The 26,113-nt window shown below is 68.7% G+C and carries 19 protein-coding genes; 10 read left to right on the forward strand and 9 right to left on the reverse strand.

The features are described from left to right. Positions 1-4: 4 nt before the first annotated feature. The gene (locus MTP10_RS07085; protein WP_310708211.1) at positions 5-1,045 is read right to left on the reverse strand and encodes a glycosyltransferase family 2 protein; all 1,041 of its coding nucleotides are present in this window, start codon (positions 1,043-1,045) and stop codon (positions 5-7) included. Between the two features lie 112 nt (positions 1,046-1,157). Here MTP10_RS07085 and MTP10_RS07090 point away from each other — a divergent pair, with 112 nt between their 5' ends. The 7 genes from MTP10_RS07090 to MTP10_RS07120 all read left to right on the forward strand — a co-directional run bounded on the left by MTP10_RS07090 (position 1,158) and on the right by MTP10_RS07120 (position 6,912). Further along, a complete protein-coding gene (locus MTP10_RS07090) occupies positions 1,158-2,594 on the forward strand; it encodes an LCP family protein (protein WP_310708212.1) in 1,437 nt (478 codons plus the stop codon). 34 nt (positions 2,595-2,628) lie between these two features. Further along, positions 2,629-2,976, forward strand: a complete 348-nt coding sequence (locus MTP10_RS07095; RefSeq protein ID WP_310708213.1) for an STAS domain-containing protein — start codon at positions 2,629-2,631, stop codon at positions 2,974-2,976. Between the two features lie 178 nt (positions 2,977-3,154). Continuing rightward, on the forward strand, positions 3,155-3,994 hold the full coding sequence (locus MTP10_RS07100; protein ID WP_310708214.1) for an LLM class flavin-dependent oxidoreductase: 840 nt from the start codon (positions 3,155-3,157) through the stop codon (positions 3,992-3,994). Between the two features lie 200 nt (positions 3,995-4,194). Next, positions 4,195-4,935 (forward strand): DUF4097 family beta strand repeat-containing protein, encoded by a 741-nt coding sequence (locus MTP10_RS07105; protein ID WP_310708215.1) that lies wholly within the window; start codon positions 4,195-4,197, stop codon positions 4,933-4,935. 265 nt (positions 4,936-5,200) lie between these two features. After that, positions 5,201-5,611 (forward strand): VOC family protein, encoded by a 411-nt coding sequence (locus MTP10_RS07110; RefSeq protein ID WP_310708216.1) that lies wholly within the window; start codon positions 5,201-5,203, stop codon positions 5,609-5,611. A 78-nt stretch (positions 5,612-5,689) separates the two neighbouring features. Next, on the forward strand, positions 5,690-6,154 hold the full coding sequence (locus tag MTP10_RS07115) for a helix-turn-helix transcriptional regulator (RefSeq protein ID WP_310708217.1): 465 nt from the start codon (positions 5,690-5,692) through the stop codon (positions 6,152-6,154). Between the two features lie 281 nt (positions 6,155-6,435). After that, a complete protein-coding gene (locus MTP10_RS07120; protein ID WP_310708218.1) occupies positions 6,436-6,912 on the forward strand; it encodes a DUF1801 domain-containing protein in 477 nt (158 codons plus the stop codon). A gap of 73 nt (positions 6,913-6,985) precedes the next feature. On the opposite strand, the gene MTP10_RS07125 is transcribed toward MTP10_RS07120, so the two are convergent. Continuing rightward, a complete protein-coding gene (locus MTP10_RS07125; protein ID WP_310708219.1) occupies positions 6,986-8,377 on the reverse strand; it encodes an MDR family MFS transporter in 1,392 nt (463 codons plus the stop codon). Positions 8,378-8,906: 529 nt separating this feature from the next. Here MTP10_RS07125 and MTP10_RS07130 point away from each other — a divergent pair. Next, positions 8,907-10,733, forward strand: coding sequence for a sugar transferase (locus MTP10_RS07130; RefSeq protein ID WP_310708220.1), 1,827 nt, complete (start codon positions 8,907-8,909; stop codon positions 10,731-10,733). 365 nt (positions 10,734-11,098) lie between these two features. Here MTP10_RS07130 and MTP10_RS07135 read toward each other — a convergent pair whose 3' ends face one another. The 4 genes from MTP10_RS07135 to MTP10_RS07150 all read right to left on the reverse strand — a co-directional run bounded on the left by MTP10_RS07135 (position 11,099) and on the right by MTP10_RS07150 (position 21,209). Continuing rightward, complete coding sequence (locus tag MTP10_RS07135) at positions 11,099-12,133, reverse strand: hypothetical protein (protein ID WP_310708221.1); 1,035 nt, start codon at positions 12,131-12,133, stop codon at positions 11,099-11,101. Positions 12,134-12,209: 76 nt separating this feature from the next. Next, on the reverse strand, positions 12,210-18,350 hold the full coding sequence (locus MTP10_RS07140; protein ID WP_310708222.1) for a DNRLRE domain-containing protein: 6,141 nt from the start codon (positions 18,348-18,350) through the stop codon (positions 12,210-12,212). Positions 18,351-19,239: 889 nt separating this feature from the next. Beyond that, positions 19,240-19,902 carry a DUF4240 domain-containing protein gene (locus tag MTP10_RS07145; protein ID WP_310708223.1) on the reverse strand — a complete coding sequence of 221 codons (663 nt, stop codon included), beginning with the start codon at positions 19,900-19,902 and terminating at the stop codon, positions 19,240-19,242. Between the two features lie 143 nt (positions 19,903-20,045). Further along, positions 20,046-21,209 (reverse strand): acyl-CoA dehydrogenase family protein, encoded by a 1,164-nt coding sequence (locus tag MTP10_RS07150; protein WP_310708224.1) that lies wholly within the window; start codon positions 21,207-21,209, stop codon positions 20,046-20,048. Positions 21,210-21,333: 124 nt separating this feature from the next. Here MTP10_RS07150 and MTP10_RS07155 point away from each other — a divergent pair, with 124 nt between their 5' ends. Further along, a complete protein-coding gene (locus tag MTP10_RS07155; RefSeq protein ID WP_310708225.1) occupies positions 21,334-22,647 on the forward strand; it encodes a UDP-glucose/GDP-mannose dehydrogenase family protein in 1,314 nt (437 codons plus the stop codon). A 76-nt stretch (positions 22,648-22,723) separates the two neighbouring features. Here MTP10_RS07155 and purE read toward each other — a convergent pair whose 3' ends face one another. The 3 genes from purE to MTP10_RS07170 are packed head-to-tail and all read right to left on the reverse strand — an operon-like array spanning position 22,724 to position 25,326. Then, positions 22,724-23,248: a 5-(carboxyamino)imidazole ribonucleotide mutase gene (gene purE, locus MTP10_RS07160; RefSeq protein WP_310708226.1), complete on the reverse strand. Its 525-nt coding sequence runs from the start codon at positions 23,246-23,248 to the stop codon at positions 22,724-22,726. Next, positions 23,245-24,393 (reverse strand): 5-(carboxyamino)imidazole ribonucleotide synthase, encoded by a 1,149-nt coding sequence (locus MTP10_RS07165; RefSeq protein WP_310708227.1) that lies wholly within the window; start codon positions 24,391-24,393, stop codon positions 23,245-23,247. Before MTP10_RS07165 ends, purE begins: the two co-directional genes overlap by 4 nt. A 45-nt stretch (positions 24,394-24,438) precedes the next feature. Further along, positions 24,439-25,326 carry a hypothetical protein gene (locus MTP10_RS07170; protein ID WP_310708228.1) on the reverse strand — a complete coding sequence of 296 codons (888 nt, stop codon included), beginning with the start codon at positions 25,324-25,326 and terminating at the stop codon, positions 24,439-24,441. Between the two features lie 300 nt (positions 25,327-25,626). Here MTP10_RS07170 and MTP10_RS07175 point away from each other — a divergent pair, with 300 nt between their 5' ends. Next, positions 25,627-26,100: a GtrA family protein gene (locus tag MTP10_RS07175; RefSeq protein ID WP_310708229.1), complete on the forward strand. Its 474-nt coding sequence runs from the start codon at positions 25,627-25,629 to the stop codon at positions 26,098-26,100. Positions 26,101-26,113: the final 13 nt, after the last annotated feature.

Here is a 26,113-nt window from a genome sequence, read left to right on the forward strand (position 1 = left end):
GTCGTCAGTGCAGCGCCAGGTCGCCCTGCTGGGGCGACGGGCGGGCCAGCTTGCGGGGGCTGGTCAGGAAGCCCCAGCCCCACGAGAGGTGCATGGTGGCGTACACCAGCGGCAGTTTCGCCTTGACCGCCGCCGGATGGCCGCTGCCCGTCAGCACCGAGCCGACCACGATGGCCAGCGCGTACCCGCCCGGGATCACCAGCCCGAGCGGGAAGAACGGCGAGACGACCAGCCCGAGCGCGATGGCCAGCACGGCGGCGGGCGGCGCGAGGTAGCGCAGGTTGATCGTGCCTTCATGGGTGCGCGAGACGACGCGGCGCCAGCGGCCGTAGTGGAAGTACTGCTTGGCCAGCGCCTTGACGTTGGGCCGGGGCCGGTAGGACACCCGCATGCGCGGCTGGAACCACACCAGGCCGCCGCTCTGGCGGATGCGGTGGTTCATCTCCCAGTCCTGGGCGCGCAGGAAGTGCTCGTCGTAGCCGCCGACACGGTCGAGCGCGGAGCGACGGAACACGCCCAGGTAGACCGTGTCGGCCGGGCCGGCCGTGCCGCCCACGTGGAAGGCCGCGGCGCCGACGCCGATCTTGGAGGTCATGGCGCAGGCGACGGCCTGCTCGAAGGCGGTCACGCCCTCGGCCGCCATGACGCCGCCCACGTTGTCGGCGCCGGTCTCCTCCAGCGTCTCGACCGCCACCCGCAGGTAGTCGGGCGGCAGCATGGCGTGCCCGTCGACCCGGGCGACGATGCCGTTGCGCGAGGCCGCGATGGCGGCGTTGAGCGCGTTGGGCGTGCGGCCCGTCGGGTTGGGCACCACGACGACCCGCCGGTCGGCCGCCGCGATGGCGTCGGCGACCTCCTGGGTGCGGTCTTGGGAGGGTCCCACGGCGAGGATGACCTCGATCTCGCCCGGATAGCTCTGGGCGAGGATCTGGTGGACGGCCTCGCGAAGATGCCGCTCCTCGTTGAGGACCGGCATGACGACGGAGATGGGCGGCCAGCTTCGGGTCTCCGCTGGCGCGTGCGGCGAGTCGGGGAACTGCTTCATGGCGGGGCTCACGCTACTGTACGGGCAGGGGAGGAGGGCAATCGAAGGCCCGATCCTCGCGGCGGCACATGAGGGGGACGGGATGCGCGACCCGGGCGAGGAGGACGCTGGGGTGCATGTGGGCGGAGACGCCTACGGCGGCGTCAGGCTCGCGCCAGGTCGTAAGCGCAGGCAGGGCCGCGGCGCGCGGGCGCGTCGGCGCAACCTGATCCTGTCCGGCCTGTTGTCGGCCGGGGTGCTGGTCGGCACCGGCGTGGTGTGGGCGACCCCCAGGCAGATCGGCACGGTCGACGCGGGCGTGACCGAGCCGGTGTCCCGCGGCGCGATGAACGTCCTGCTCGTCGGCGTCGACAAGCGCGACGACCTCACCCGTAAGCAGCAGAACCAGCTCAAGCTGGGCCGTGAGGTCGGGCAGCGGACCGACACGATGATGGTCATCCACCTGTCCGAGGACCACAGCAAGGTGACCGTCGTGAGCCTCCCCCGCGACACCTGGACGACCATCCCCGGCAAGGGCCAGCACAAGATCAACTCCGCGTACCAGTTCGGCGGGCCGAAGCTCGCCAAGCAGACCGTGGAGCAGGTCACGGGGCTGTCCATCAACCGCTACATCGAGGTGAACGTCCTCGGCTTCATCGACGTCGTGGACGCGCTCGGCGGCGTCACGGTGTGCACCCCGGTCGCCATCAACGACCCCAAGGCGGGGCTCACGCTCACCGCCGGGACCCACGAGCTGCACGGCGCTCAGGCGCTCGGCTACGCCCGCACCCGCGCCACGGCCCGCTCCGACCTCGACCGCATCGACCGGCAGCAGCAGGTCATCTCCGCGCTGCTGAACCGCGCTCTCAGCGCCGGCACGCTGGCCAACCCGGCCAAGCTGGCCGCGTTCGTCGACTCCACGCTGCGCACGATCAAGGTCGATCCCGACGACGGGCTGATGGGGCTGGCCACGCAGATGCGCGACGTCTCGCTGGACGACGTCGCGTTCGCGGACGTGCCGTTGAAGAACGTGGACTTCAAGGCGCCGACCGGCGAGTCGGCGGTGCTGTGGGACGAGACGGCGGCGCGCGAGCTGTTCCGGCGGATCGGCGCCGACGAGGACCTGGTCAAGCCCAGTGCCTCGCCCTCCGCCTCCTCCTCGGCGAGCGCCACCGCCAAGCCCGCCGGCGAGGCGATCCCGCCGGAGCGCATCGCGGTCACGGTCAAGAACGGCACGCTCGTCACGGGTCTGGGCGCCCGGACGAAGGAGGCGCTGGTGGCGGCCGGGTTCCGCGTGCCGGACCAGCCGGGCAACACCCCGCGCAAGGACTACAAGAAGACGGTCATCCGCTACGCCGCCGACCGCGAGGACTCCGCCCGCACCGTCGCCGCCGCGATCCCCGGGGCGGAGCTGCGCGAGGCGGCGGATGTGAAGGGCGTCGAGGTCATCGTGGGCAGCGACCAGCCGAAGATCTCGAAACCGGCCCAGACGGCGACCCCGGGGGTGAAGCCCACGTCAACCGCTACACCGACTGCGAAAACGGCAACTCAGAACATATGCAAGAAATAGGTATAAGTATCCTAACTTCGGGCACTGGACCGTCATGGTGGTCAAGTACTGGCGGGAGGACCTCTGCACGGTTGTGCGCGTTGTCGGTGATCTCGACGTGGCCGGAGCCCCGCGTCTGCGGGCGGAGCTGGACCACATCCTCACCAGGACCGACTCAAGCAACGTGGTCATCGACCTGACAGCGGTCCCGTTCTGCGATTCGGTAGGGCTCGGCGTTCTGGTGAGCGCGTTCAACCATGTTCACCACGTGCATGGCAGACTCATCCTCGTGCTGGCGGACGGCATGATCAGCCACCTCCTCACCATCACCAACCTGGACCGTCACTTCGAGACGGCCTCGTCGGTCGAGGAGGCGTGCTCGGCGGTGTCGGCGGCGGCCTGACTCCGGGCGGCGACCTGAGACCGGATGACCGCGGCCTGGCTCCGTACTGGATACTCGGATGCCGATCGGCCGCCGCCCTCTACCGGCAGGCGGCCCGTGGAGGCGATCATTCCTGGGAGGCGTGGCACGCCGCCGGGGATGGTCGTGCCGCCCGACGGTGACGACACAGGAGGCCGCTGTGAGGCTCGGAGTGATGTTCGACCGCGACCTGGCGCCGGAGCTGCTGGTGCCCTTCGCGCGGGAGCTGGACGGCCTGGAGGTGGCCGACCTGTGGGTCGTGGAGGACCTGGGGTGGACCGGCGCCGTGTCCGCGGCCGCGACCGCGCTGGCCGTGACCGAACGCCTGCGGGTCGGCATCGGCATCACCCCCGCTCCCCTGCGCAACCCCGCGCTGCTGGCGATGGAGCTGGCCAACCTGGCCCGCCTGCACCCCGGCCGGCTCGCCGCCGGCATCGGGCACGGGGTACAGGACTGGATGCGCCAGGTCGGCGCCGCCGTACCGTCGCCGCTGGCGCTGCTGGAGGAGACGATCACCTCCGTACGGGCCCTGCTGCGCGGTGAGACCGTGACCCTGCACGGCCGGGCGGTGCACCTGGACGGCGTCTCGCTCGTCCACCCGCCCGCCGAGCCGCCGCCGGTGCTGGCCGGGGTGGTCAGCCCGCGCTCGCTCGCGCTGTCGGGCCGCGTGGCCCAGGGCACGATCGTCCCCGAGGGGCTGCGGCCCGACCGGTTGCCCGCCATCCTGGAGCAGATCGGCGCGCCGGAGGGGCACGAGCTGGTGGCGTTCACGTTCCTGTGCGTCGGCGACGACGCCCGTGAGGTGATGCGCCCGGCGGCGGAGGGCCAGGCGGCGTTCCTCGACGTGACGCCCGAGGAGGTCGTCATGGCCGTGGGATCGCCGGAGGAGGCCGCCGCGCAGGTGCGCGAGCTGTGGGAGGCGGGGGCGACGACGGTCGCGGTACGGCCGATGGGCGCCGACCCGCTGTCCCACGTTCGCAAGCTCCTCGCCGCCTTCTGACCCGGCCGGCGGGAAGACTCTTCTGACCCGTTTCGCCGGTGAGACCCTTCTGATCCCTTCGCCGGTGAGGCCCTTCTGACCCGTTCGGCGGTGAGGAGCGCGGCATTGTCCGGTCACGGAGGGAAATGCGGCCGAACGGCGGAGCCGGACTCGGCCGGATGGCCGATGGCGGGGCGGCGCCGCCGGACGACGATCTTCCCATGAGACGCATCACGGGGACGATGGCGGCGGTGGCGGTGACCGTGCTCGCGGTGGCGACGGCCGGCTGCGGGATCGAGCTGGACGCCAAGGAGGTGCACGGCAGCCGCGCGTTCGCGCACTCGGGCGGGCAGCTCACCATCCGCAGCTCGACGGGCGGCCTGCGCATCCTGCCCGGCGACCCGGGCGGGGTACGCGTGGACCGGTGGGTGCGCGGCAAGGCCGCCGGCGACGGCAACGCGTCCTGGTCGCTCAAGGACGGGGTGCTGCGGCTGGGCGCCGACTGCACGACGGTGTTCGGTGACTGCGGCGCCCGCTACCACGTACGGGTGCCGCCCGGCGTGCGGATCGTGGTGCAGGCGGCGGAGGAGGGCGTGATCCTCGACGACCTCGCCCAGGACGTGGACGTGTCGACGCACGGGCCCATCACGGCGCACCGGACGTCGGGACGGCTGCGGCTGCTGGGCTCCGACGGGGTGGTCGCGGGCGAGGGGCTGAAGTCGGCGAGCGTACGGGTGCGGACGAGCTCAGGGGCCGTCCGGCTGACGTTCGCCGCGCCGCCGACGGAGGTGGACGTCATGTCGCGTGACGGCTACGTCAGGACGACGGTGCCCCGGGGGGCGTACGCCGTGACGGCGCAGAGCCGGTACGGCGACGAGCGGTCGCAGGTCAAGGACGTCCGGAGCGACCGGACCATCGTCGCGAAGAGCACCTCCGGCGACATCCGAATCCTCACCCGCTGACCGCATTCTCATGGGGGAGATTTCGGGGATGAGCGCAGCTCCGCCTCCTTGCAGCGGGGTCGCGTTGTGCCGGTCGAGGTCCTCCTGCGAACGCCAGACCCCGTAGAGGAAGAACCGGCCGTCCTCCTGCTATCGCCCGCGGCCGACCGGTTCCCGCCATCCCGGACGTCGCGTAGGCCATCTCCGACAGGAGTCGATCCCGGGTGGCCGGACCGATCAGTTTTGGAGAAGCACAGGTCACCGGGCCCCGGATACCGTGACAGCCATGGACATCACCATTCACACGACCTTCCTCCCGCATGACGACCCGGACGCCGCTGTGGCCTTCTACCGCGACACCCTCGGCTTCGAGGTACGCAGCGACGTCGGGCACGGCAAGATGCGCTGGATCACGGTCGGCCCCGTCGGCCAGCCCGGGACGTCCATTCTCCTGGCGCCGCCGGCCGCCGACCCCGGCATCACCGAGGACGAGCGCCGCACGATCATCGAGATGATGGCCAAGGGCACCTACGGCTGGATCCTGCTGGCCACCCGGGACCTGGACGGCACCTTCGAGAAGCTGCAGGCCGGCGACGCCGAGGTGGTCCAGGAGCCGACGGAACAGCCGTACGGCGTTCGCGACTGCGCCTTCCGCGATCCCGCGGGCAACCTGGTCCGCATCCAGCAGCTTCGCTGAGCCCCGCTCCACCCTCACCGGCGAGCACCTCGCCATGCGGCCCGGATGCTCGCACACCTCGATGAAAGGAGTTCTCTCATGTGTCATCCCGCATGGGGACGCGCGCTCACCGCGGCACAGCACCTGAACGACCTCGCGCGACTGCGCCGCGTCCGCGATCGGATCGACCGCGAGTACGCGCAGCCGCTGAACGTCGAGGCGCTGGCCCGCAGCGTGCACGTGTCGGCCGGGCACCTCAGCCGGCAGTTCCGGCTCGCCTACGGCGAGTCGCCGTACGCCTACCTGATGACCCGGCGCATCGAACGCGCGATGGCGCTGCTGCGTCGTGGCGACCTCAGCGTCACCGACGTCTGCTTCGCGGTCGGCTGCTCGTCGCTGGGCACCTTCAGCACCCGCTTCACCGAGCTGGTCGGCATGCCGCCCAGCGTCTACCAGCGCCGCACCGCGGGCGCCGGGGCCGGGATGCCGTCGTGCGTGGCCAAGCAGGTGACGAGACCGGTCAGGAACCGAGAAGCGCCCGTCAGCGAGCCGCAGCCGGCGTGACGGACATGACGTCGATCGCGTCCCTCGCTCTTGAGGGCGCCTTGACCGCGACGGCGTCCCATGGACGGCACCGGCTCCTGCTCGGCAGGGACGCCGGGCCCTTCACGGACTCGGACGGGTTCGCGTGGGTGGCCGCATCACCGGCGACCACGCCGTGACCTGCCGCTGTCGTCACCCAGGCGGTAACCGATCAGTTTTCGAGAAGCCTTCACCGGCGGCGGATCTCTAGCATCAGATTGTCCGGATCAACCCTTTAAGACTTGTATGAGAGGAAACCTGCCATGGAGAGCACGCAGACGTCCGCCAAGAGCACCGGCGCAGCGGCGGAGAAGTACGACGGATTCACGGAGGAGGAGCGGAGCGCGATGAAGGAGCGCGCCCGGGAGCTGAAGGCCTCCACGCGGCGCGGCTCCGGCGCGGCCAAGCCGGACCCGGAGAGCGAAGTGCTCGCGAAGATCGCCGAGCTGGAGGAGGCGGACCGCGTCCTCGCCGAGCGCATCCATGAGATCGTCAAGGCCAGCGCGCCGGCCCTCTCGCCGAAGCTCTGGTACGGGATGCCGGCCTATGCAAGGGACGGCAAGGTCGTCTGCTTCTTCCAGAGCGCCCAGAAGTTCAAGGCGAGGTACGCCACGCTCGGCTTCAACGACCCGGCGAACCTCGACGAGGGCACCATGTGGCCGACCGCGTTCGCTCTGACGCAGCTGACCGCCGCCGACGAGGCACGGATCGGCGAGCTCATCAAGAAGGCCGCAGGCTGAGCCGGCCCTTCACGTGACTGTCGGACAGGCGCCTTCTGAACCGTGGTCAACACCCGCCGCCGCCACGCTGGTGTCATCGACCGGGTTCCACGAGCTCACCGACGCTGTCCGCACGGGCCGGCAGGAGCAGGGCGGTGACGACCACAGCCAAGGACAGCACCGCGCCGATGATGAAAGCCAGCCGCATGCCGTCGAGGTTGGCGAGTGCCTCGCTGACGCCTGCGGATCTCAGGGCATCGGCTCGCGCGCTCATCACGGTGATCACGAGCGCGGTGCCGAAGGCCGCGGCGACCTGCTGCAGCGTGCTCAGGATCGAGCTGCCGTGAGAGTAGAGGTGTGAGGGAACCGCTCCGAGCCCGAGCGTGAACACCGGGGTGAAGGTCGCGGCCAGACTCACCATCAGCAGCGCGTGCAGACCGAGGAGCTGCCAGTACGGCATGGTCATCGTGACCTGGGTGAAGCCGGCGAGCGCGAGCGTGATCCCGATCGCGCCGGGGATGACCAGGACCCGGCCACCGAACTGGTCGAACAGGCGGCCGACGGCCGGACCGAGCAGGCCCATCGCGAGGCCGCCCGGCATCACGAGGAGCCCGGTCTCCAGAGGGCTGAGCTCGCGGACGTTCTGCAGGTACAGCGGCAGCATGATCATCGAGCCGAGCATCGCCATGAAGGCCACCGACATCAGGATCAGCGCGACGGTGAAGGTGCGGTGACGCAGGGTACGCAGGTCCATCAGCGGCGCACCGCGCTTCTGCAACGCCAGCTGGCGGACGACGAAGACGGCGATGGCGACCAGACCGGCTGCCACGATCGCGGCGGCAAGACGGACGTCACCGCCCTCGAACCGGCTGAGCCCGTAGACCAGGCCGCCGAAGCCGGCGGCGGCGGTCACCACGCTCAACCAGTCGATGGTGCTGAGCTCGGGCTCTCCGACGTTCTCGAGCTGCTTCAGGCCGCGCCAGGTGATCACGGCGGCGATGGGGAGCACCACGGCGAACAGCAACCGCCAGGACCCGAATTGGAGGATCACCCCCGAGACCGCCGGGCCCATCGCGGGCGCGACAGAGATGGCAAGGGTGACATTGCCCATAACCCGGCCCCGCTCCGCCTCGGGCACCACCTGCATCAGCGTGGTCATCAGCAGCGGCATCATCACCGCCGTCCCGGACGCCTGGATGATGCGGGCGCCCAGCAACACCTCGAACGTCGGCGCGACGGCGGCCAACGCCGTCCCGATCAGGAACAGACCCATCGCGGTGGTGTACGCGCGGCGGGTGGACACCCGCTGCAGGAACCAACCGCTGATCGGGATGACAGCTGCCATGGTCAGCATGAACGCGGTCGAGAGCCACTGCGCGGTCTGCTCGGTGATGTGCAACGCGCCCATCAGCCGCGGGATCGCATTGATCATGATCGTCTCGTTGAGGATGACCACGAAGGTGGCCAGCACCAGCAGCCGGACCACGGCCGGGGTGCGACCCGGAACGGCGGTCGCTGATGTGGCGGGTGAGTCGAGCTGTGGGCTGGACACGGCACCTCGATCGGGATTGTCGGACATGACGTGATCATGGCTGGCGTCCCAGCCGTGGGTCTCACGAGAAGTAGTAGTCATCAGCAAAGACTGACCTGCACCACCGACAAAACTCATCGCTCATGCCCAGCATCCCGGCAGGCGATGCGAAATTCCACCCGGTTTTCACCGGTGGACAACGATCTGAAGACCATGAGAAGGAGCGCCCGCCGAGCCCGCCGACTCGGCGCAGGAGGGGAGCGACCATGAGCGTCACAGGCCCCGGTGGCGGGGCGAGCGGCCACACACTCCGCCGGGGTGGCTGATCCGTTAGAGTTGCCCGACCGCCTGCTGCAAATCATGAGGTTGAAGAGACATCGCCGCCGACGATCTGTCCCTTGCGGGGGCAGCGCAGTTCGACCCGGAGATCTGCGTCAGCGCGGGGAGAGGCGTCCGGGAGGTCGCCGACGATCTGGCCCGGGGCGTGGACACGTTCTGCCGGGCGATGGATGAGCGGCCCTTCGGTCAGGACGATCTGGGCCGGGCGCTGTTCGAGGGCCATCCCGAGGCAGACAGGCCGGGGTTCGCCCGGCTACGTGACGACCTGCTGAACGACCTCGCCCTGGCGGTGAACCTGTTACGCGGGATGGCGGCCGGATTGGTCGTCGCCGGCGACACGTACGCCGCAGCCGAGGCGGCCAACCTCGGGATTCCGTACGCGCAGCGGTGCCCGGGATGGCTGACGGATCCGGAGGAGTACAAGCCTGAGCTGGGCCCGAGCGGCCTGCCGACGACCACGCCCCCACCTGGCTTGGTGCGCCAGGCGATCTGGTTCCTCGAATCTGTGGGCTTCGGCTCCGCGTGGCCGGATGCCGATCTCGACGGTGTGGCGCGGCTTCGCGATGCCGCGACGGCGCTGGGACGCGTGGTCGGCGACGTTCAGGAGCAGATCGCCGGGCAGGCCGGGCGCGTGACCAGGGCGGGCTTCGGGCCGGCCACGGCCGCGTTCGGGCGGGCCGCGCGAGTGGTGCACGGCGAGAAGGGGCCGCTGGCGGACCTGCGGCGGCGGTGCGAGCATCTCGCCTACTGCGGCCAGATCGCCTATGACGCGATCGTCAAGGCCAGACGGCGCTTCGTGGCATCCGCGGCGTTCGTGGTGACACTGATGCTTCTCGCGAGGCTGCTGGCCCCCCGGCTCGGCCCGCTCCTCGACGTTGTGGTGCGAAGGCTTCTCCGAGCGGAGGGCTTGGCACTGCGGATCATCTTGCTGGTCATCCGGCAGGCCGCGCTGGGTGCTATGTACTCCGGCGGACTGAGCGCGATCGATCAGTTGTTCGCCACCGGCGACGTCGATGCGGCGGAGCTGGTTCGGGACATGTTCCACGGAGCGCTCGCCGGCGGGTTGATGGCCGGTGCCCACGCCGCGCTGCCCGTGCTCCTGCGCCGAGGCGGACCCGCGCTCACCGGCCTGGCCGAGGCCATGGAGTCGGCCACCTGGGAGCGGGCATTCTCCCGGATCATGGCCGGCGGGGCGGTGAGCACAACCGTGCTGGCGACCGCGGGATGGGCCAGCGGTGCCGGCTGGAACTGGAAGCACGCCGCCGAGGTGGGATTCGGCATGGCCGTTCTCAGCACCGGCGCGGCACTCGCCTCCCGGACCTGGCCCGCCCCCAGTTATGCGAGCCTGAGGGGCAGAGCCTGGAAGCAGAGCCCGGCCAAGCGGTGGCATGACGTCAAGTGGGCCTCGGCAATTCTCCTGGTAACCGCTCCCGCGGTCGCCGTCTTCGCGCTCGCGAAGTTCGCCGAGGACAGACGGAACCCCTTCTTCCTGCAGAAACGAGTCGGCCAGTTCGGCCGTGAGTTCGACCTCGCCAAGGGCCGTTCGATGAGCACGACCGACGGCAAGGACAGCAGTCTCGGCTCGTCGGATTCGCGGCGCACGAGGGTCGGCGAACTCTGGGCGAGAACCAGTCTCGACGAGTTCGTCCAACTCGCCTACAACGTCCTCTACAAGAGTGACATGTCAGTCATCAACGACCGGCCGCTCCTGAATTCCACCAGACAGGAGACGATAGAGGCCCTCGGCCCCACCTTGGGACCGCGTTGGGACGAGGCGGATCTGGCCGGAAAACCCGGGCTGTTCGGCCCGTTCCCCAACAAGATCGTCGAGCTCGGCCTCAAGCCGAAGACAGAGGCGTTCGATCTTCAGCGAGGCTACACAGGCATCTGGCACGACAGAACCGCGAGCCTGCATTCGGACCGGAATATCCTCTGGGAGTTCATCTCCACTTACGTGAAGCGCATTTCCTGACCTCGATCTTCATCGCGCCCAGCGGAACGGGAAGGTGAAGCCGTGCCGGGCAGGCGATCGACGACCGGCTGTTCCCCCTCGGCTGTCAGCGTGGATACCCAGGAGCTCGCGGGCATCTGGGCACCTCTCATGGCCGTCACCTCGCCCGCAGTGCCTCGGGGCATCGGGTTCCTGGGCCTGCGCGTCGTGAGTCGTCGTGGCCCACGGGCGGCGCAGCGGGTTGTGGTGCAAATCTGATCTCCGGCGCCTCAATCAGTGAGATCATGAACCACGGCCACGCTCCATCCCGGGGAGGAAACCGCTACTTGCAGCGGGACAGAACCGAGGCTTCTGATCGACCGTCCGACGCACCCCGTGCAGGTCTGTCAGCGTGTTTCTTCCAGGACCCTTTCTCGCAACCAGAGCGTTGCATTGTCCCAGCCCTCTCCAAGGGCAAACTTCGCGTACGTCAGCCCGTCGAGATACGTAGCCCCCTCGGATACAGAGCGCAGACAGTGGTAGATACCCCTGCCCGCGACCCATCGCCGCCATACGTCTTCGTTGCTATCACGGTGAGCGAAGAGCTGTCCCTCCCACCATGATCCGAGATTTAGGACGTCTCTTTTCACCTCGGAGAGAATGGCCGCGTCGAACTGCTCACCACCGCGTGCTTGTCCGATGACGCTCTCAATAGCGGCGCCCTCCGGACCGAAGATGTCGAAGAGAGTCACCGCGACACGGCGCAGCATGATGTTGCGGACAGGCGCGGGCGCGCTGCGGATCCAAGCGTCCAGCCCTGGCTCGTGGCAGGCGAAATCAAGGGGCGGAATCTCGCTTGAGATCGGTTGCTCGATCTCAATTCCGAGATGAGGTCGATCCAAGAAGCCTTGCGGGAGCCGTACGCCTGAGCGTGCCTCGATCATCGCCAATGCCCTGGCCCGCTTGGACGGCCAGATCCGCGAGGCGCCCGAACCGAGCGTCTCTGCTTCTGCTTGGAGAAACACCTGCTCCGAGCCGAGCAGATACGACCGAGGGAGGGGAAAGTCTTTGATCTGCGCGAGTATGTGACCATTCGCCGCGTAGAAGAAGAACGCGCCCATCACATTCCAGCTGACATGCCACACCCGAGCGTGGCGACTGAGCCGGCACAGGACCGTATCCAGGCCCGCATACGTGAACCCATCCTCTTCGAGCAGGGCGATGCCGGATGGAGTCTCGTGTGCATGGATTGGTGGGTACGGGTCTTCCGGGTTTACGTCGACCACGTCAGGACGGCCGCCGCCGGTGAGACGTCTGGCCGTTTCACGCAGCGAAATAGGGCCATCGAGGGGCTGGATCACCGTCCAGCACAGACTCGACTCCAGATCGGGGTCCGTGCGGAGAAGTTCGTGATAGTACTCGAGCGCCTCATCGCCGATCACTGATGTGTCTCCTCTGCGAGTAGCGTCTTGACCGGCGCGGAATCCCGCGCCGGTCAAGACACCGATGTCGGCTAGATCATCCTACGCCGGTGTAGTACGGCGAGCTGGTGTTGATATGGCCCGGCCAGCAGTGATCCTCCATCCGTGGTGGATTGGTCAGTGTGGTGGCGAACCGGTTGAAGAAGTGGTCTTCGAAGATGACCCGATCCTCGTTGAAGAGCCGGTTGAGCACCTTGCCGGCGATCTGGTTCGGCCCGGTCTTTCCTCCGGGCATGGCACAGACGGACAGGTGGCCTGCCTTGTCCGTGTCGACAGTCCGGTTGCTCGCCGCGGCGTAGGGGTACTCGTCGCATTCCTGCCCAGCAGCGCCATAGCCCGGCCACAGACTGCGGCATCGAGTGACAGCCCTCGCACGAATGTTATCAACGAGTTGGTCGTGGTTTTGGGTGGGAGTCCTGCCGGTTCTGGCCAGATATGCGTTGGCGGGTGGACGTGCCGTACCGTTCACCGCGCAGCCCGGGATTGTCTTCTGCGGGTTGTACGGGAAGGTCACGGCCTTGTTGTAGCAGGCGCTCCAGTAGTGGACGTAGGCCGCGTCGTAGCTGTTTCCGAGTTTCCACTGGACCGAGGGGATGACGGGAAGAATGCATCCGCCCTTGCGGCGGGACACGCCTTCCGCGTTGTCGCATCTGACGTGCATCTTGGTCTGGGTCGTCCCGTAACGCCACTCCACCCATTCGCCGTCGTCGTCGCCTTCGTCCTCGAAACTGATTGCGGCGTACGGCTGGAAGTCGCAGCTGGTGATGTTGTCCACAGGGTCGGGGGACGCGCTCTGGGGCGCGGTCAATCGGAAAGTTCCGGCCTTTTTCCAAGGGGTCGTCGTGTCCCCGACCTTGACACCCATGGCCGTCCAGTCCTCGACAGACTTCGTCAGGTGATTTACCTGCGTGGCCCCACCGAAGCTGGTGACGTGCTGGCAGGCGGTCTGGCTGCGGGCCGGTTCCATCCCGATGGTGAGGAGGACCGATTCGACGCGGTTCCAGACGTCATTGACGTTGCCGGTCGTGCCGATGTAGAGGTCGAACCAGATGTCGCGCGCCGAGGCGCTCTCCAGTTCGCGCAGGCCTGACCAGGTCTTCGCGACGAACATGATGTCGATCGACTGCATCGCGTGGACTTCGTCCCGGTCACCCGAGTCCTCCTCGTCGTCGGGTTCCATCACCTGGACGGCGTGCCGCCAGCAGCCGCTGTATCGGTTCTTGAGGTAGCCGTAGCTGCGCTTGAGCCAGCCGTGCAGCTTGCGGCAGTCATCGGGATCCACCCGGTCATAGCGCGGCGCTGGAGCCGCGGCTCGTGCCGCCACGCCCGCGCCTTCGGCAGCCGATGCAGAGCTGCCGTCGTACAGGGCGAAGACCTCGCCGCTTTCGAGCGCGCGGGAGAAGAGCCACGTCTCGTCGAGCATCCCTCTCATGGAGGCGCCCAGCATTGTCGGCCCGCTCGCGTTCCAAGACGCGAAGCTGAGCTGCGACGTGCCGATGAAGTTGCCATTGAGGTACAGGGTCGCGACCTTGCTGACCGGGTCGAATGTGCCAGCGAGATGGAACCACTCGCCGACAGGCGGTTCAACTCCGGACAAGACGCCTTCCACTGCGGGTGCCGCCTGGTCGCTGCCGGTGAAGGTGAAGACGAGGCCATGCTCGGGGTCGTTCCCGAGCGTGAAGGCCGCTTGGTGCTCTCCTCTTTGCTCGATGACGGAATAGCCTCCGTCTTTGTCATCCCATTTGAGCCATGCGCCGACAGTGAATGCCTGATCGGTCCGCATCACCGACCCTGAAGTTTGGGCGAGGGGCGCCGCCTGGGTGGGTGTCAGGTCGATGGAGCCGTTGGACCAGCCGGTCCATGGCGAGGCCGTGGAGGTCCCGGAGTTGACAGCGCGGGCGCGCCAGCGGATCTTCCAGCCGTCGGCCAGCTTCCCGGCGGGGACGCTCACCGTGGCCTGGCCGCCGGAGGTGACCACCGCGGAGGCTCCGGCCCAGATCTGGCCCGTGCCCTGGCCGGTGGCCGCCGGGTCGTGGTCGACCTCGAACTCAGCCCTGACTGACTGCCCTCCAGGATCCGTGACCGTGGCCATGAATGCAGGGGTGAGGCTGGTGATCACGGTCGTTCCGCCGATGACGGCGGAGGGGACGACCGCGAGACCGCTGACGGTCGGCTTGGGCAGAGCGACGGCCAGCGATTGCCACTCCGACCAGGCCGACGCCGCCGTCGGCGACACGGCGCGGGCTCGCCAACGGATCTGCCAGCCATCTGCCAGAGTGGATGCGGGGATGGTGGCACTGGCCTGGCTGCCGGAGGCGACGTCATCGACGCCACCCGCCCAGATCTGGCCCGTCCCCTGGCCGGTAGCGGCCGGGTCGTGCTCGACCTCGAACTCGGCCCTGAGCCTCCCCCCGGCCGGGTCGGAGACCTGCGCCAGGAGGCTAGGGGTGAGCGAGGCAGTGTGCGTCTTCCCGTCGACGACCTGCGATGGATCGACTCGCAGGGCTGTCACCGCCGGTTCGGAGACCGGGTCGGCGACGTCGATCATCACGCTCTGCCAGCCCGCCCAGGGCGAGGCGACGGTGGTGCTCGGATTCACCGCGCGGGCGCGCCAGCGGATCTTCCAGCCGTCGGTCAGCTTCCCGTCGGGAACAGTGGCACTGGCCTGGCTGCCGGAGGCGATGTTGTCGACGGTGCCGGCCCAGATCTGGCCGGTTCCCTGCCCGGTAGTAGCCGGGTCGTGCTCGATCTCAAACTCGGCCCGGACGGGCTGCCCACCGGGGTCGGTGACGGTAGCGAGCAGGCTCGGCGTGACACTGGTGCTCACAGTGACACCCTCGACCAGGGTCGAGGGTGTCACCTGGAGACCGGTCACGGCGGGGTTGGGGACATCGACTGTGGCCATCTGCCAGGCGGACCATGCCGAGGTGGTTGCGGCGGTCGCGTTGGACGCGCGGGCCCGCCAGCGGATCTTCCAGCCGTCGGCCAGCTTCCCGGCGGGGACGCTCACCGTGGCCTGGCCGCCGGAGGTGACCACCGCGGAGGCTCCGGCCCAGATCTGGCCGGAGCCCTGCCCGGTCGCGGCCGGATCGTGCTCGACCTCGAACTCGCCGGTGAGACGGCCGCTCGCCGTGTCGGCGACGGTCGCGGCAAGCTGCGGGGCCAATGAGGTTGTCACGGTGACGCCGTTCACGCTCTGCGCCGGCGTGATGGCGAGGTTGGAGACGACCGGCTGCGAGGCGGGTCCGCTGGTGGTGATGGTCAGTGTGGGCGGCTGGTTGAAGTCGGTGTCTTCGGAGGCTGTGACGTAGCGCCAGTTGGTCGTGGTGCCCTCGGTCGGTGACTGCACCACCAGGCCGTGGTCGGCGGCTCCGGCGGCCCAGTCCTGGGCGATGCCGGTGACGTTCCACTCCAGGCGCTGAGCCCCGCCGGAGCAGGTCAGGTCGTATCCGGCCTTGTTGGTCTGCGCGTCCTCGGTGGTCGCGGCCGGCTTGTTTGCCCAGTAGAGGTTGTCGGTGTCCCAGGCGCCGGTCACCCGGCGGACCTGAAGGCCGTCACCGACCGACGCTCCGCAGGCCGAGCTTTCGAAGTTGTACAGCGACACCTTCGCGTCGGTCACCGTCTGCCCCTGCAGACTTCCTGTGGGGAAGCGCAGGTATGAGCGCATCTTCTGGGTCTGCTGCACGCCGGCGATCATGATCGGGTTGCCGGGGGACGCCGGCCAGTCGACCGTGTCGGTGCTGGCGAGCGTGACGTCCTCGCTGCTCGTCGACGCCGCCATCGGCTGAATCCGGACCGGGTAAGTGGTGGCGGAATCGGTCAGGAACTGGTGATCGGGTTTGAGTACCAGCTCAGTGCGGCCATTCTTGGTGACCACCTCGGTGTTGACCTTGGAAGTCTTGGCGAGCGGATAGCGGCCCTTGGCGCTGCCATCCCACATGATCGGCTGTGGTGCCGAGGCGACCAGCTTCTTGTCCTTGCTCCTCAGCAGCAGTCGTCCGGCCATGCCCTCGGTCAGGGTCAGGCCGTCGTCGTCTACGCCGATGCGCAGCTCCAGCGGCTTCGACGCCTTCTGTCGCAGCACCACCTCGTGCCGGAACCCGGTCGGCAACACCGTCACCACCAGGTCGGCGCCGACTCCCGCCGCGTCGGTGTAGGTTGCGACGCTGCCCTTGACCATTGGCTTCGGCAACGGCGTCGGCCAGCGCAGCGCATAGGACTTCCCATCGGCGGTCATCTTGACGAGTGCATCCGTGCCACCAGCGGATAGCTCAACAGCCACACCGTCGGCGATCACGTTCGGCGTCAATCTGCCGTCCTGAGTCCTCAGCGTGGTGTCGATGGGCACCCACCCCCCGTTGCGCTTGGTCCGCACCGGACCGGCCGCGACTTCTGTTCTGAACGAACGTCCGTCTCGCAGGGCATAGGTGATGCTGGTGGCGGTGGTTTCTTCGGTGACCTCCACGTCGCGGCCTTGACCTGCGGCGAGACCGGATGCCATCGCTCGTGCAGCCTGTGGGCCCTCCGGCTTCGGCCTCGATCCGGTGGTCGCGGCGATGTTAGTCACGGCCGAACCTCTGACGCCGGGTGTCCAGGAGGTTCCGCTGTTGACGGTGGCGTGATGCCCGTTCCCTGACGCGTCGGCCGCTTGGGTGCCGGAAGCCTCGTCGAAGGACCAGCGGCCGGCTAGGTCGTCCGTCGGTGGCGGCAGTGGTGCCTCAACGTCCTCCGGCGAGGCGACGTAGTCCTGGTCGCTGTTGCGGCGGTACTCCGCCGCCTCGGCCTCCGAGATGGGGTCCGGTTGAGGCAGAGTGTTCGATACGCGTCCGCGTGCGGCCAGCTGGCCGATCTCTCCCTTCGTGGTCGGCGCTGTCTCACCCGCGTCCAGCATCACGACGGAGGCCTTCGGCGGGAGCAGGAAGTCGACGGTGAGGATGGGTGGGTGGAGTTGCCCCTTACAGGCCTCTAGCGGGGTGCTCCTGCAGCCGCCTGCTTCGTCGGTCCGATAGCGGCGCCAGTTGGTGCTGTCCGATTCGCTGCCGGCAGTGAGTTGGACGCCGTAGTTGGTTTCGCCGTTCGACCAAGCCTGGGCGATCTCGTCGATCGAGTAGACCAGGTCCCATTCTTTGCCTGCCCAGCTCGCGGCTCCACTGGTGCAGTTGGGGCTGTAGGCAGCATATTCGGTGATCTGCCCCGTGGAGGTGACCGACGGCTGGCTGTTCCACGTCATGGTCGCTTCGTCCCAGGCCGACGTGATCCGCCGGGTGGTGATCCCGGAGCCGACGTAGGTCCCACAGTCGTTGGACAGATGGTTCCACAGGATCAGGTCAGCGTTCTGGACCTTGAGGCCGCGGAACTCGGCGGGCATGTCGGGGAACTTGATGTAGCTGCGCCAGCGGACGGTGCCGCTGTTGGACTTGCCGACCAGGATCCGGTCCAGGTTGAAGTTGTACCAGCTGTCCTGGTAGTCGGCGTTGTTGACGAAGGTGTCCCAGCCCTGCTGGGGCAGACCGCCTGCGCCGGTGTGGGTCTCCCACCAGTCGGCTGCCACGGCCGCCATGGTCACGGGGTAGGTGACCGCAGGGTCGGCCAGGAATGTGGCGTCCGGGGTGAACACCAGCGACTTACCGTCGTCATCGAGGCTGATGGCGGCTTTGCCGACCTTGCCCGCGTCGATGGGGGCGTAGGCGTCGGCGGCCGTGGCGTCCTGCAGGAGCGTTGGCCGCACCTCGGTCAACGTCTCGCTGTCCTTACCCACGATGATGGGCTGGCCTTGAGCGTTCTTGCTGAAGGAGAGTCCGGTGGGCAGTGCCACCGGCATTTTGAAGGTGACCGGGCCGGTGGGCCGTTCGGTGATGACAACCTGCTGCCGGAAGCCGGTCGCGGTCGCGGTCACCAGCAGGTCGCGGCCTTTGCCGTAGGCGGCTGGGTATCGCGCGGTGTTGCCCTTCAGTGTGGGCTTGGGCAACGTCGAGGGTGTGGTGATCTTCGCTGTGTCGGCGCTTGCTGTTGCTTGGCTCTTGAGTAGGGTCTTGTCCTGTCCTGCAGACAGCGTGAGGGTGCCGTTGATCGCCTTGGGTTTGATCACGCCGGCCTGCTCGACGAGCGTGGTGTCGATCGGGGTGAAGCCCTTGCCGTCAGTGTTCTTCACCCGGACTGGCTGGCTGTGCAGTTCCATCCGGAGGGTCTTGCCGTCGGGGTTGGCGTAGACGGTGGCATTTTCTGAGCGTAGCGACTCGATTTCGACGCGACGGTTGTCCTTCTTCGCCTGCGTCAGCGCTTTGCTGGTGGGGGTGGAGGGCGTGCTTGGTGGGGGCGTCGTGGGGCTGCTTGTAGGAGTAGTGGTGGGGGGTGGCGTGGGGCCCTGAGCGATTGCCGGTGCGCTCATTGACGCGAGCGGCAGCGTCAGAGCCGCGAGCAGGGCAACGCGACGGCGCGTCCGGACGGGTAAGCCCGACGCTGTTCGTGATGTGTTCACTCCAGCCTTTCGAACAAAAGTGGCAAAACGGAGTGATCATCACATGTGTTGCGATCTTGTGTAAAGATCCTTTTCGGTGACGGAGCAGGTGGTCTTCTGTGAGCATCGGGCGTGTGGAGCCCGTATCTCTACTGGCGCCAATAGCGGATCGCCCGCCAGCGTGCAAGAGGATGCCTTGGCCGTGCTGAGCGAGCAGGAACTGCTCAGCCAGGGGTGTGATCCCACGCCAAATGCCGGGGCATCGACAGTTGGAGCGTGCGCGGCACCGAACGCGGTGCCTGCACGGTTACGACGGTGTCAAGAAGGCCCTCGGGGGGAGACGCCATCTGATGGTTGGTCCCCTTCGGCATCGTGCTGGATGCCTGCGTCATGCGAGGGCAAGGCCCGACAGAGGAGGGCGGCAGCAGTTCCCGTGTCTACGCTCGCATGATGCCGGGCTCACATGAGCGTGCCAGGCAAGCGATCGATAACCGGCTTTCCAGCCTCGGGCCACCAGGATTGAGATCAAGGATCTCGGCTGACACTCGACGCGTCCCCTATCATGCGGACCTCGCCAACGGTGTGGTCCGCTTCGTTCTGCCAGGGGTCATCAGGCAAGGCCGTAGTGCCGTGCAAGCCGTGGAAGACGGCGAGTGAACTCTGCCTCGTCGTCGAAATCCCACCCCTCGCCATCGGGCTCCGCGTGGCAGGTCAGAAAGGGAAACTTGCTGCGGACGCCTCGTGCGCGAACGGCCTTCCCCAAGCTGTCCGTTTCGAGGCCAGTCGCCCGCCTGTAGGGCTCGAAGGTGACGTAGGCGAAGGACTCGAACCTGGGGTCGTCCTCACCCGGCCACACTTCTCGCCGGATACGAGTGACCCGCTTCAGGCTGAATCTGCCATCCCGGCTCCAGGTCGTCCTCTCGTGAGAGAAGTTCTTCGACAACTCGAGGAGGCGCTGCGCCTCCGGCAGCTCGAGGATCCGATCAGGACAGCCGGCGACCTTCTCGAAGGCGTCACGGCCCAGGCTGATCAGCCAGTTCACGAAGTACTCGAAACCATCGGACGACCCGAATCCGGTGACGGTCCAGAACGCCGCGTACATGTCCCAGGAGCAGGCCCGGTTGGCGCACACCGTGAACAAGGCCTTGAAGTCCACGACCTCCTCGGCGGACAGGCCGGAGAGCTGATCCTTCAGCCATGCCACTCGCGCCTGCCGGGTCTCGGTCTCGCGGGCCGAACGCTCCACCAGTTCCCAGAAGCCGTCGATGTCCACGGCTGCGATCATGACACCTCACGGGCCCTCCTGCCCGGTGATCACGGAACAGCGACGGAACAGCGCTCTTCCGAACCGCTCGACTGATACACCAAAACCCGGGGCCGTACGCGCCCAGCCCCGGGTTTCTGCAGGTCATGGACCTACTTGAGGAGCTGCCTGGCCATCACCATGCGCTGGATCTGGTTGGTGCCCTCGTAGATCTGGGTGATCTTGGCGTCGCGCATCATGCGTTCCACCGGGAAGTCCTTCGTGTACCCGTACCCGCCCAGCAGTTGCACCGCGTCCGTGGTGATCTCCATGGCGGCGTCCGAGGCGGCGCACTTGGCGGCGCTCGACAGGAACGTGAGGTCCTTCTGCGGCCGGCCGTGCATGGCGAGCTCCGACTTGGCCGCCGCGTGGTAGGTGAGCTGCCGCGCCGCCTCCAGTTTCATGGCCATGTCGGCCAGCATGAACTGCACGCCCTGGAAGTCGGCGACCGCGCGGCCGAACTGCTTGCGCTCCTTGACGTACCCGATCGCGAAGTCCAGCGCCCCCTGGGCGATGCCGAGGGCCTGGGCGGCGATGGTGACGCGGGTGTGGTCGAGCGTGGCCAGGGCGGTCTTGAAGCCTGTGCCGGGGTCGCCGATCATGCGGGAGGCCGGGATGCGGACGTTGTCCATGATGACCTGGCGGGTCGGCGACGCCTTGATGCCGAGCTTGCGCTCCTTCGGCCCGAAGGAGACGCCCTCGTCCGACTTCTCCACGACGAACGCCGAGATGCCGCGCGCCCCGGCCGACGGGTCCGTGACGGCCATGACCGTGTAGTACTCGGACACACCGGCGTTGGTGATCCACATCTTGGTGCCGTTGAGGACGTAGTGGTCGCCGTCGAGCACGGCGCGGGTCTTCATGGCCGCCGCGTCCGAGCCGGCCTCGGGCTCCGACAGGGCGTACGAGAACATCGCGTCCCCCCGCGCGACCGGCGCGAGGTAGTGGGCCTTGAGCTCCTCGGAGGCCGACAGGAGCAGCGGCACGGTGCCGAGCTTGTTGACGGCCGGGATGAGCGAGGACGAGGCGCAGGCGCGCGCCACCTCCTCGATGACGATGACGGTGGCGAGCGCGTCCGCCCCCGCGCCGCCGTACTGCTCGGGGACGTGGACGGCGTGCAGGTCCGCCGCGACGAGGGCCTTGTAGACGTCCCAGGGGAACTCGCCGGCCTCGTCAGCCGCGGCGGCTTGAGGGGCGATCTTCTCGTCGGCGAGGGCCCGGACCGTCTCCCTGAGCATGTCGTGCTCTTCGGCGGGCGCGTAGAGAGGGAAGCTCATACCCAGATACTAGGATGTCCGACCAGTTTGTTACTAGTCAGTACGGTTTGTGAAATGGCACAGGTGGCACAGAACGAGATAACGCGGGCCGGTAACATGCCTGGCGATCGAAAGGAGCTCACACGTGCCATATCGCCTCACGGTGATCGGGACCGGATACCTGGGCATCACCCATGCGGCCTGCATGGCGGACCTCGGATTCGACGTCCTGGGCCTCGACATCGACGCCGACAAGATCAATCGGCTCAACAGCGGTGAGCTGCCGATCCACGAGCCCGGCCTGGAATCCGTCCTGCGCCGCGGCCTCGATTCGGGCCGTCTGCGCTTCACCACCTCGTACGAGGAGGTGGCCGAGTTCGGGGACGTCCACTTCATCTGCGTCGGAACTCCCCAGAAACACGGCGAGTATGCGGCCGACGTCTCCTACATGGACGCCGCCGTGGACTCCCTCGCCCCGTACCTGAACCGCGAGTGCCTGGTCGTCGGCAAGTCCACCGTGCCCGTCGGGACCGCCGGGCGGCTGGCCGACAGGCTGGCCCGGCTCGCCCCGGCGGGTGTCCTGGCGGAGCTGGCCTGGAACCCCGAGTTCCTGCGCGAGGGCTACGCCGTCGAGGACACGCTCAAGCCGGACCGCATCGTCATCGGTGTCCGCTCCGAGCGCGCCGAGAAGATGCTGCGGGAGGTGTACGAGCCACTGGGCGAGGTGCCCATGGTCGTCACCGACTTCGCGACCGCCGAGCTGGTCAAGACCGCCGCCAACGCCTTCCTCGCCACGAAGATCTCCTTCATCAACGCCATGGCCGAGGTCTGCGAGGCCGCCCACGCCGACGTCAAGCAGCTCTCCGAGGCGCTGTCGTACGACGACCGCATCGGCGGCCGGTTCCTCAACGCCGGGCTCGGCTTCGGCGGCGGCTGCCTGCCCAAGGACATCCGGGCGTTCATGGCCCGGGCCGGCGAGCTGGGCGCCGACCAGGCGCTGACGTTCCTCCGCGAGGTGGACGCGATCAACATGCGCCGCCGCGCCCGCATGGTGGACCTGGCCCGCGAGCTGGCGGGCGGCTCGTTCCACGGCTGCACGGTCGGCGTCCTGGGCGCCGCCTTCAAGCCGAACTCCGACGACATCCGCGACTCCCCCGCGCTCGACGTGGCGGTCACGATCGGCCACCAGGGCGGCCGGGTCACGGTGTACGACCCGATCGCGCTGGGCAACGCCCGCAAGGCGCACCCGGAGCTCAAGTACGGCGAGTCGGCCCTGGAGGCGGTCCGCGGCGCCCACGTGGTGCTGCTGCTGACCGAGTGGCAGGAGTTCGTGGAGCTGGACCCGGAGGAGCTGGGCTCCGCCGTGGCGACCCGCCGGATCGTTGACGGCCGCAACGCGCTCAACGCGGAGGCGTGGCGCTCCGCCGGCTGGCACTACCGCGCCCTCGGCCGCCCCTAACCCAGGAGAAGCCGCTCCCGGCCTGCAAGAAGCACCGGAGGTCCCCACGTACGAGCAGGGGCCTCCGGAGGTGAGGTCAGCGGAGCTCCGCCGCCTCCTGGCGGAGCTTCTCGCCCTTGGCGTAAGCCTGCTCCTTCAGCCTGCCCTGGAACTCCTCCATGCGCCGCCGGAGCTCCGGGTCCGAGGCCCCCAGGATGCGTACGGCCAGCAGCCCCGCGTTGCGCGCCCCGCCCACGGCGACCGTCGCCACCGGCACCCCGGCGGGCATCTGCACGATCGACAGCAGCGAGTCCATCCCGTCGAGGTACTTCAGCGGCACCGGCACCCCGATCACCGGCAGCGGCGTCACCGAGGCGAGCATGCCGGGCAGGTGGGCCGCGCCGCCCGCCCCGGCGATGATGACCTTGAGCCCGCGCCCGGCCGCCTGCCGGCCGTAGTCGATCATCTCGGCCGGCATCCGGTGCGCTGACACCACGTCGGCCTCGAACGGCACGCCGAACTCGGCCACGGCCTCGGCCGCCGCCCGCATGACGGGCCAGTCGGAGTCACTGCCCATGACGATGCCGATGGTGCCGGCAGCGCCGACCGTGCCGATGGTCATGTGTACTCCCCCGTGGTCAGGTAGACGGCGGCGTGCCGGGCGCGGGCGCGGACCTCGTCGAGGTCGTCGCCCAGCGCGGTCACGTGGCCGATCTTGCGGCCGGGCCGGACCTGCTTGCCGTAGAAGTGCACCTTGACGCCCGGGTCGTGGGCCATCACGTGCTCGTACCGCTTGAACAGGTCGGGGTCGTCGCCGCCGAGCAGGTTGGCCATGACGACGACCGGCGCGGTCATGGCCGGCGAGCCGAGCGGCAGGTCGAGCACGGCCCGCAGGTGCTGCTCGAACTGGGACGTGCGCGCGCCCTCGATGGTCCAGTGGCCGCTGTTGTGGGGGCGCATGGCCAGCTCGTTGACCACCAGCCCGTCGCCCGAGTCGAACAGCTCCACGGCGAGCAGCCCGGTCACGTCCAGCTCCTGGGCGATGCGCAGCGCGATGTTCTGCGCCTGCGCGGCCCGCTCCGGGTCGAGGCCGGGCGCGGGGGCGAGCACCTCGACGCAGATGCCGTCCTGCTGGACGGTCTCCACGACGGGGTAGCTGACGCCCTGGCCGTGCGGCGAGCGGGCCACGAGGACGGCCAGCTCCCGCTGGAACGGCACGAACGCCTCGGCCATCAGCGGCACGCCGCCGGCGAACGCCTCGGCGGCGTCCTCGGCCGAGCGGCACACCCACACGCCCCGGCCGTCGTAGCCGCCTCTGACCGCCTTGAGCACCACCGGCCAGCCGTGCTCCCCGGCGAAGCGGGTGACGTCCTCGACGCCGGAGACACGGGCCCAGGCGGGGCAGGGCGCGCCGATGGCGGTCAGCCGCTCCCGCATGACGGCCTTGTCCTGCGCGTGGACGAGCGCGTCGGCGCCGGGGTGGACGGTGACGCCGTCGGCGGCGAGCGCCCTGATGTGCTCGGTCGGCACGTGCTCGTGGTCGAAGGTGATCGCGTCGCAGCCCTTGGCGAAGTCGCGCAGGTCGGACAGGTCGCGGTAGTCGCCGATCCGCGTGTCGACGATCACCCGGGCGGCGCTCTCGTCGGCCGAGTTGGCCAGCACCCGCAGCTCCACGCCGAGCGCGATGGCGGGCTGCTGGGTCATCCGGGCGAGCTGACCGGCGCCGACCACGCCGACGACCGGGCCGATGGGGCGGTAGGAACTCACGTGTCGTGAGCTTACCCGGCCTTTCCGAGCTCGGCCCGGCCCGGGTCAGCCCGCCGGGCCGCGGCGCACGCCGACGGTCGTGAGGCCGTCGGCGGCGGTGAGCACGCTGGCCAGCTCCACCAGCTCCGTCCCCTCCGGCGACAGCCCCTTCAGAGGGTGCCTGAGCGCCGCCCTCCCGGCCTTGGGCCGCTGCCGGTAGGTGAGCCGTACGACGTCGAAGACCAGCATGGACTCGGCCGACAGCACGACGGCACGCGGCGGGCCCTCGACCAGCTCGACGTCGATGGCCAGCCGGTCCGGCCTGACCTGGGCGGGCCGGCTGACGATCTCGTCCAGCAGCCCGCGCACGGGGTCGCCGGAGGGGAAGCGCACGCCGTTCACGCCGGCCGGGTCGGTCAGGTACGTGAGGTGGCGCTGCGGCACGAGCCGCGCCTCGGTGGCCAGGTCCGGCCCGGCCGTGACGCCGGCGTCGCCGGGACGGACGGGCTTGCCGCGCGCGGGGATCGGGCCCGCGCCGAGCCGCCAGCGACCGTCCTCGAACACGAACACGAAGTACGCGGGCGACGGTTTCCTCGCCAGCGCCGCGAACCAGCCACCCTCCTCCGGCAGGAAGAACTCCGGCTCGCTGTAGAGAGCTGGGCGGCCGTTCCGGGTGCCCTTGCAGGCACGGCCGCCCAGCGGCTTCTCGGCCCACGTGGTGAGCCCGGCGACGGCGGCGCAGTCACGCCGTTTCCACGCCTCGTCGAGCTCGGTGAGCACACCGAACGCCGGCTCGGCCGTGGACGGGTCCACCCGCGGCGGCGGGGACTCCTGGGCCGGGAGCGGCTGCTGCTCGGCCGCCACGGTGCCACCGGTGTCGGCGGGGGCCGTACCCGCGCATCCCGCCGCGCATACGGACAGAACGGCGAGCAGCACGAGCGGTCGTAACGGCACGGTGGGGTCCCGAAGGTCATGGCCGTGGGAACGGCGGTCCGTCTGAGCCCGACACCGGCGCGCGTGGCCCGCCGGCGGTCTGCCTCCGCAGCGTAATACTCATGATCCGCATTTGTCCGTGCATAAGCCGATATTCAGGGGGGTGTTGGTAGGGGTCCCGATCTTCACCGCTCCGGCCCGTGCGTGGGGCCACGGCCAGTACGCTGGTGTGGTCAGCCCGGCCGTGGGCAAGTTGTCACATACGCGGACACCAGGCGGTCAGGACGCGGAGCAGGAGAGGACCGAGCCGGAGACGTGGATGTGATCAGGGTCCTTTACCAGCGGTTCTCGTCCTTGCTGCACGAGCTGACCAAGTTCGGGCTGATCGGCATCGCGGCGTTCGTCATCGACACGGGGATCTACAACGCCCTTCTCGTCCTTGACTGGGGGCCGATGACGTCCAAGGTGCTGGCCACGGCCATCTCGGCCACCTTCGCGTACGCGGGCAACCGGTTCTGGACGTTCCGCCACCGCGAGCAGAGCGGCCTGCGCCGCGAGTACTTCCTGTTCTTCCTGCTCAACGGCATCGCGCTGCTGTTCGGTGTGCTGGTGATCGGCTTCACCAAGTACACCCTGCACCTGCACGACCTGTTCAGCCTCAACGTCGCCAACATCGTCGGCGTCGGGCTCGGCACGCTGTTCCGCTACTGGTCGTACAAGCGGTGGGTGTTCCTGGAGGCCACCGACCCGATCCCGGCCGAGCTGCCCGACACCGAGGTCCGCCAGGAGCGCTGACGCCAGGCACGGT

The organism is Nonomuraea sp. 3-1Str, from assembly GCF_031570565.1.
In the GTDB taxonomy this organism is placed as follows: domain Bacteria; phylum Actinomycetota; class Actinomycetes; order Streptosporangiales; family Streptosporangiaceae; genus Nonomuraea.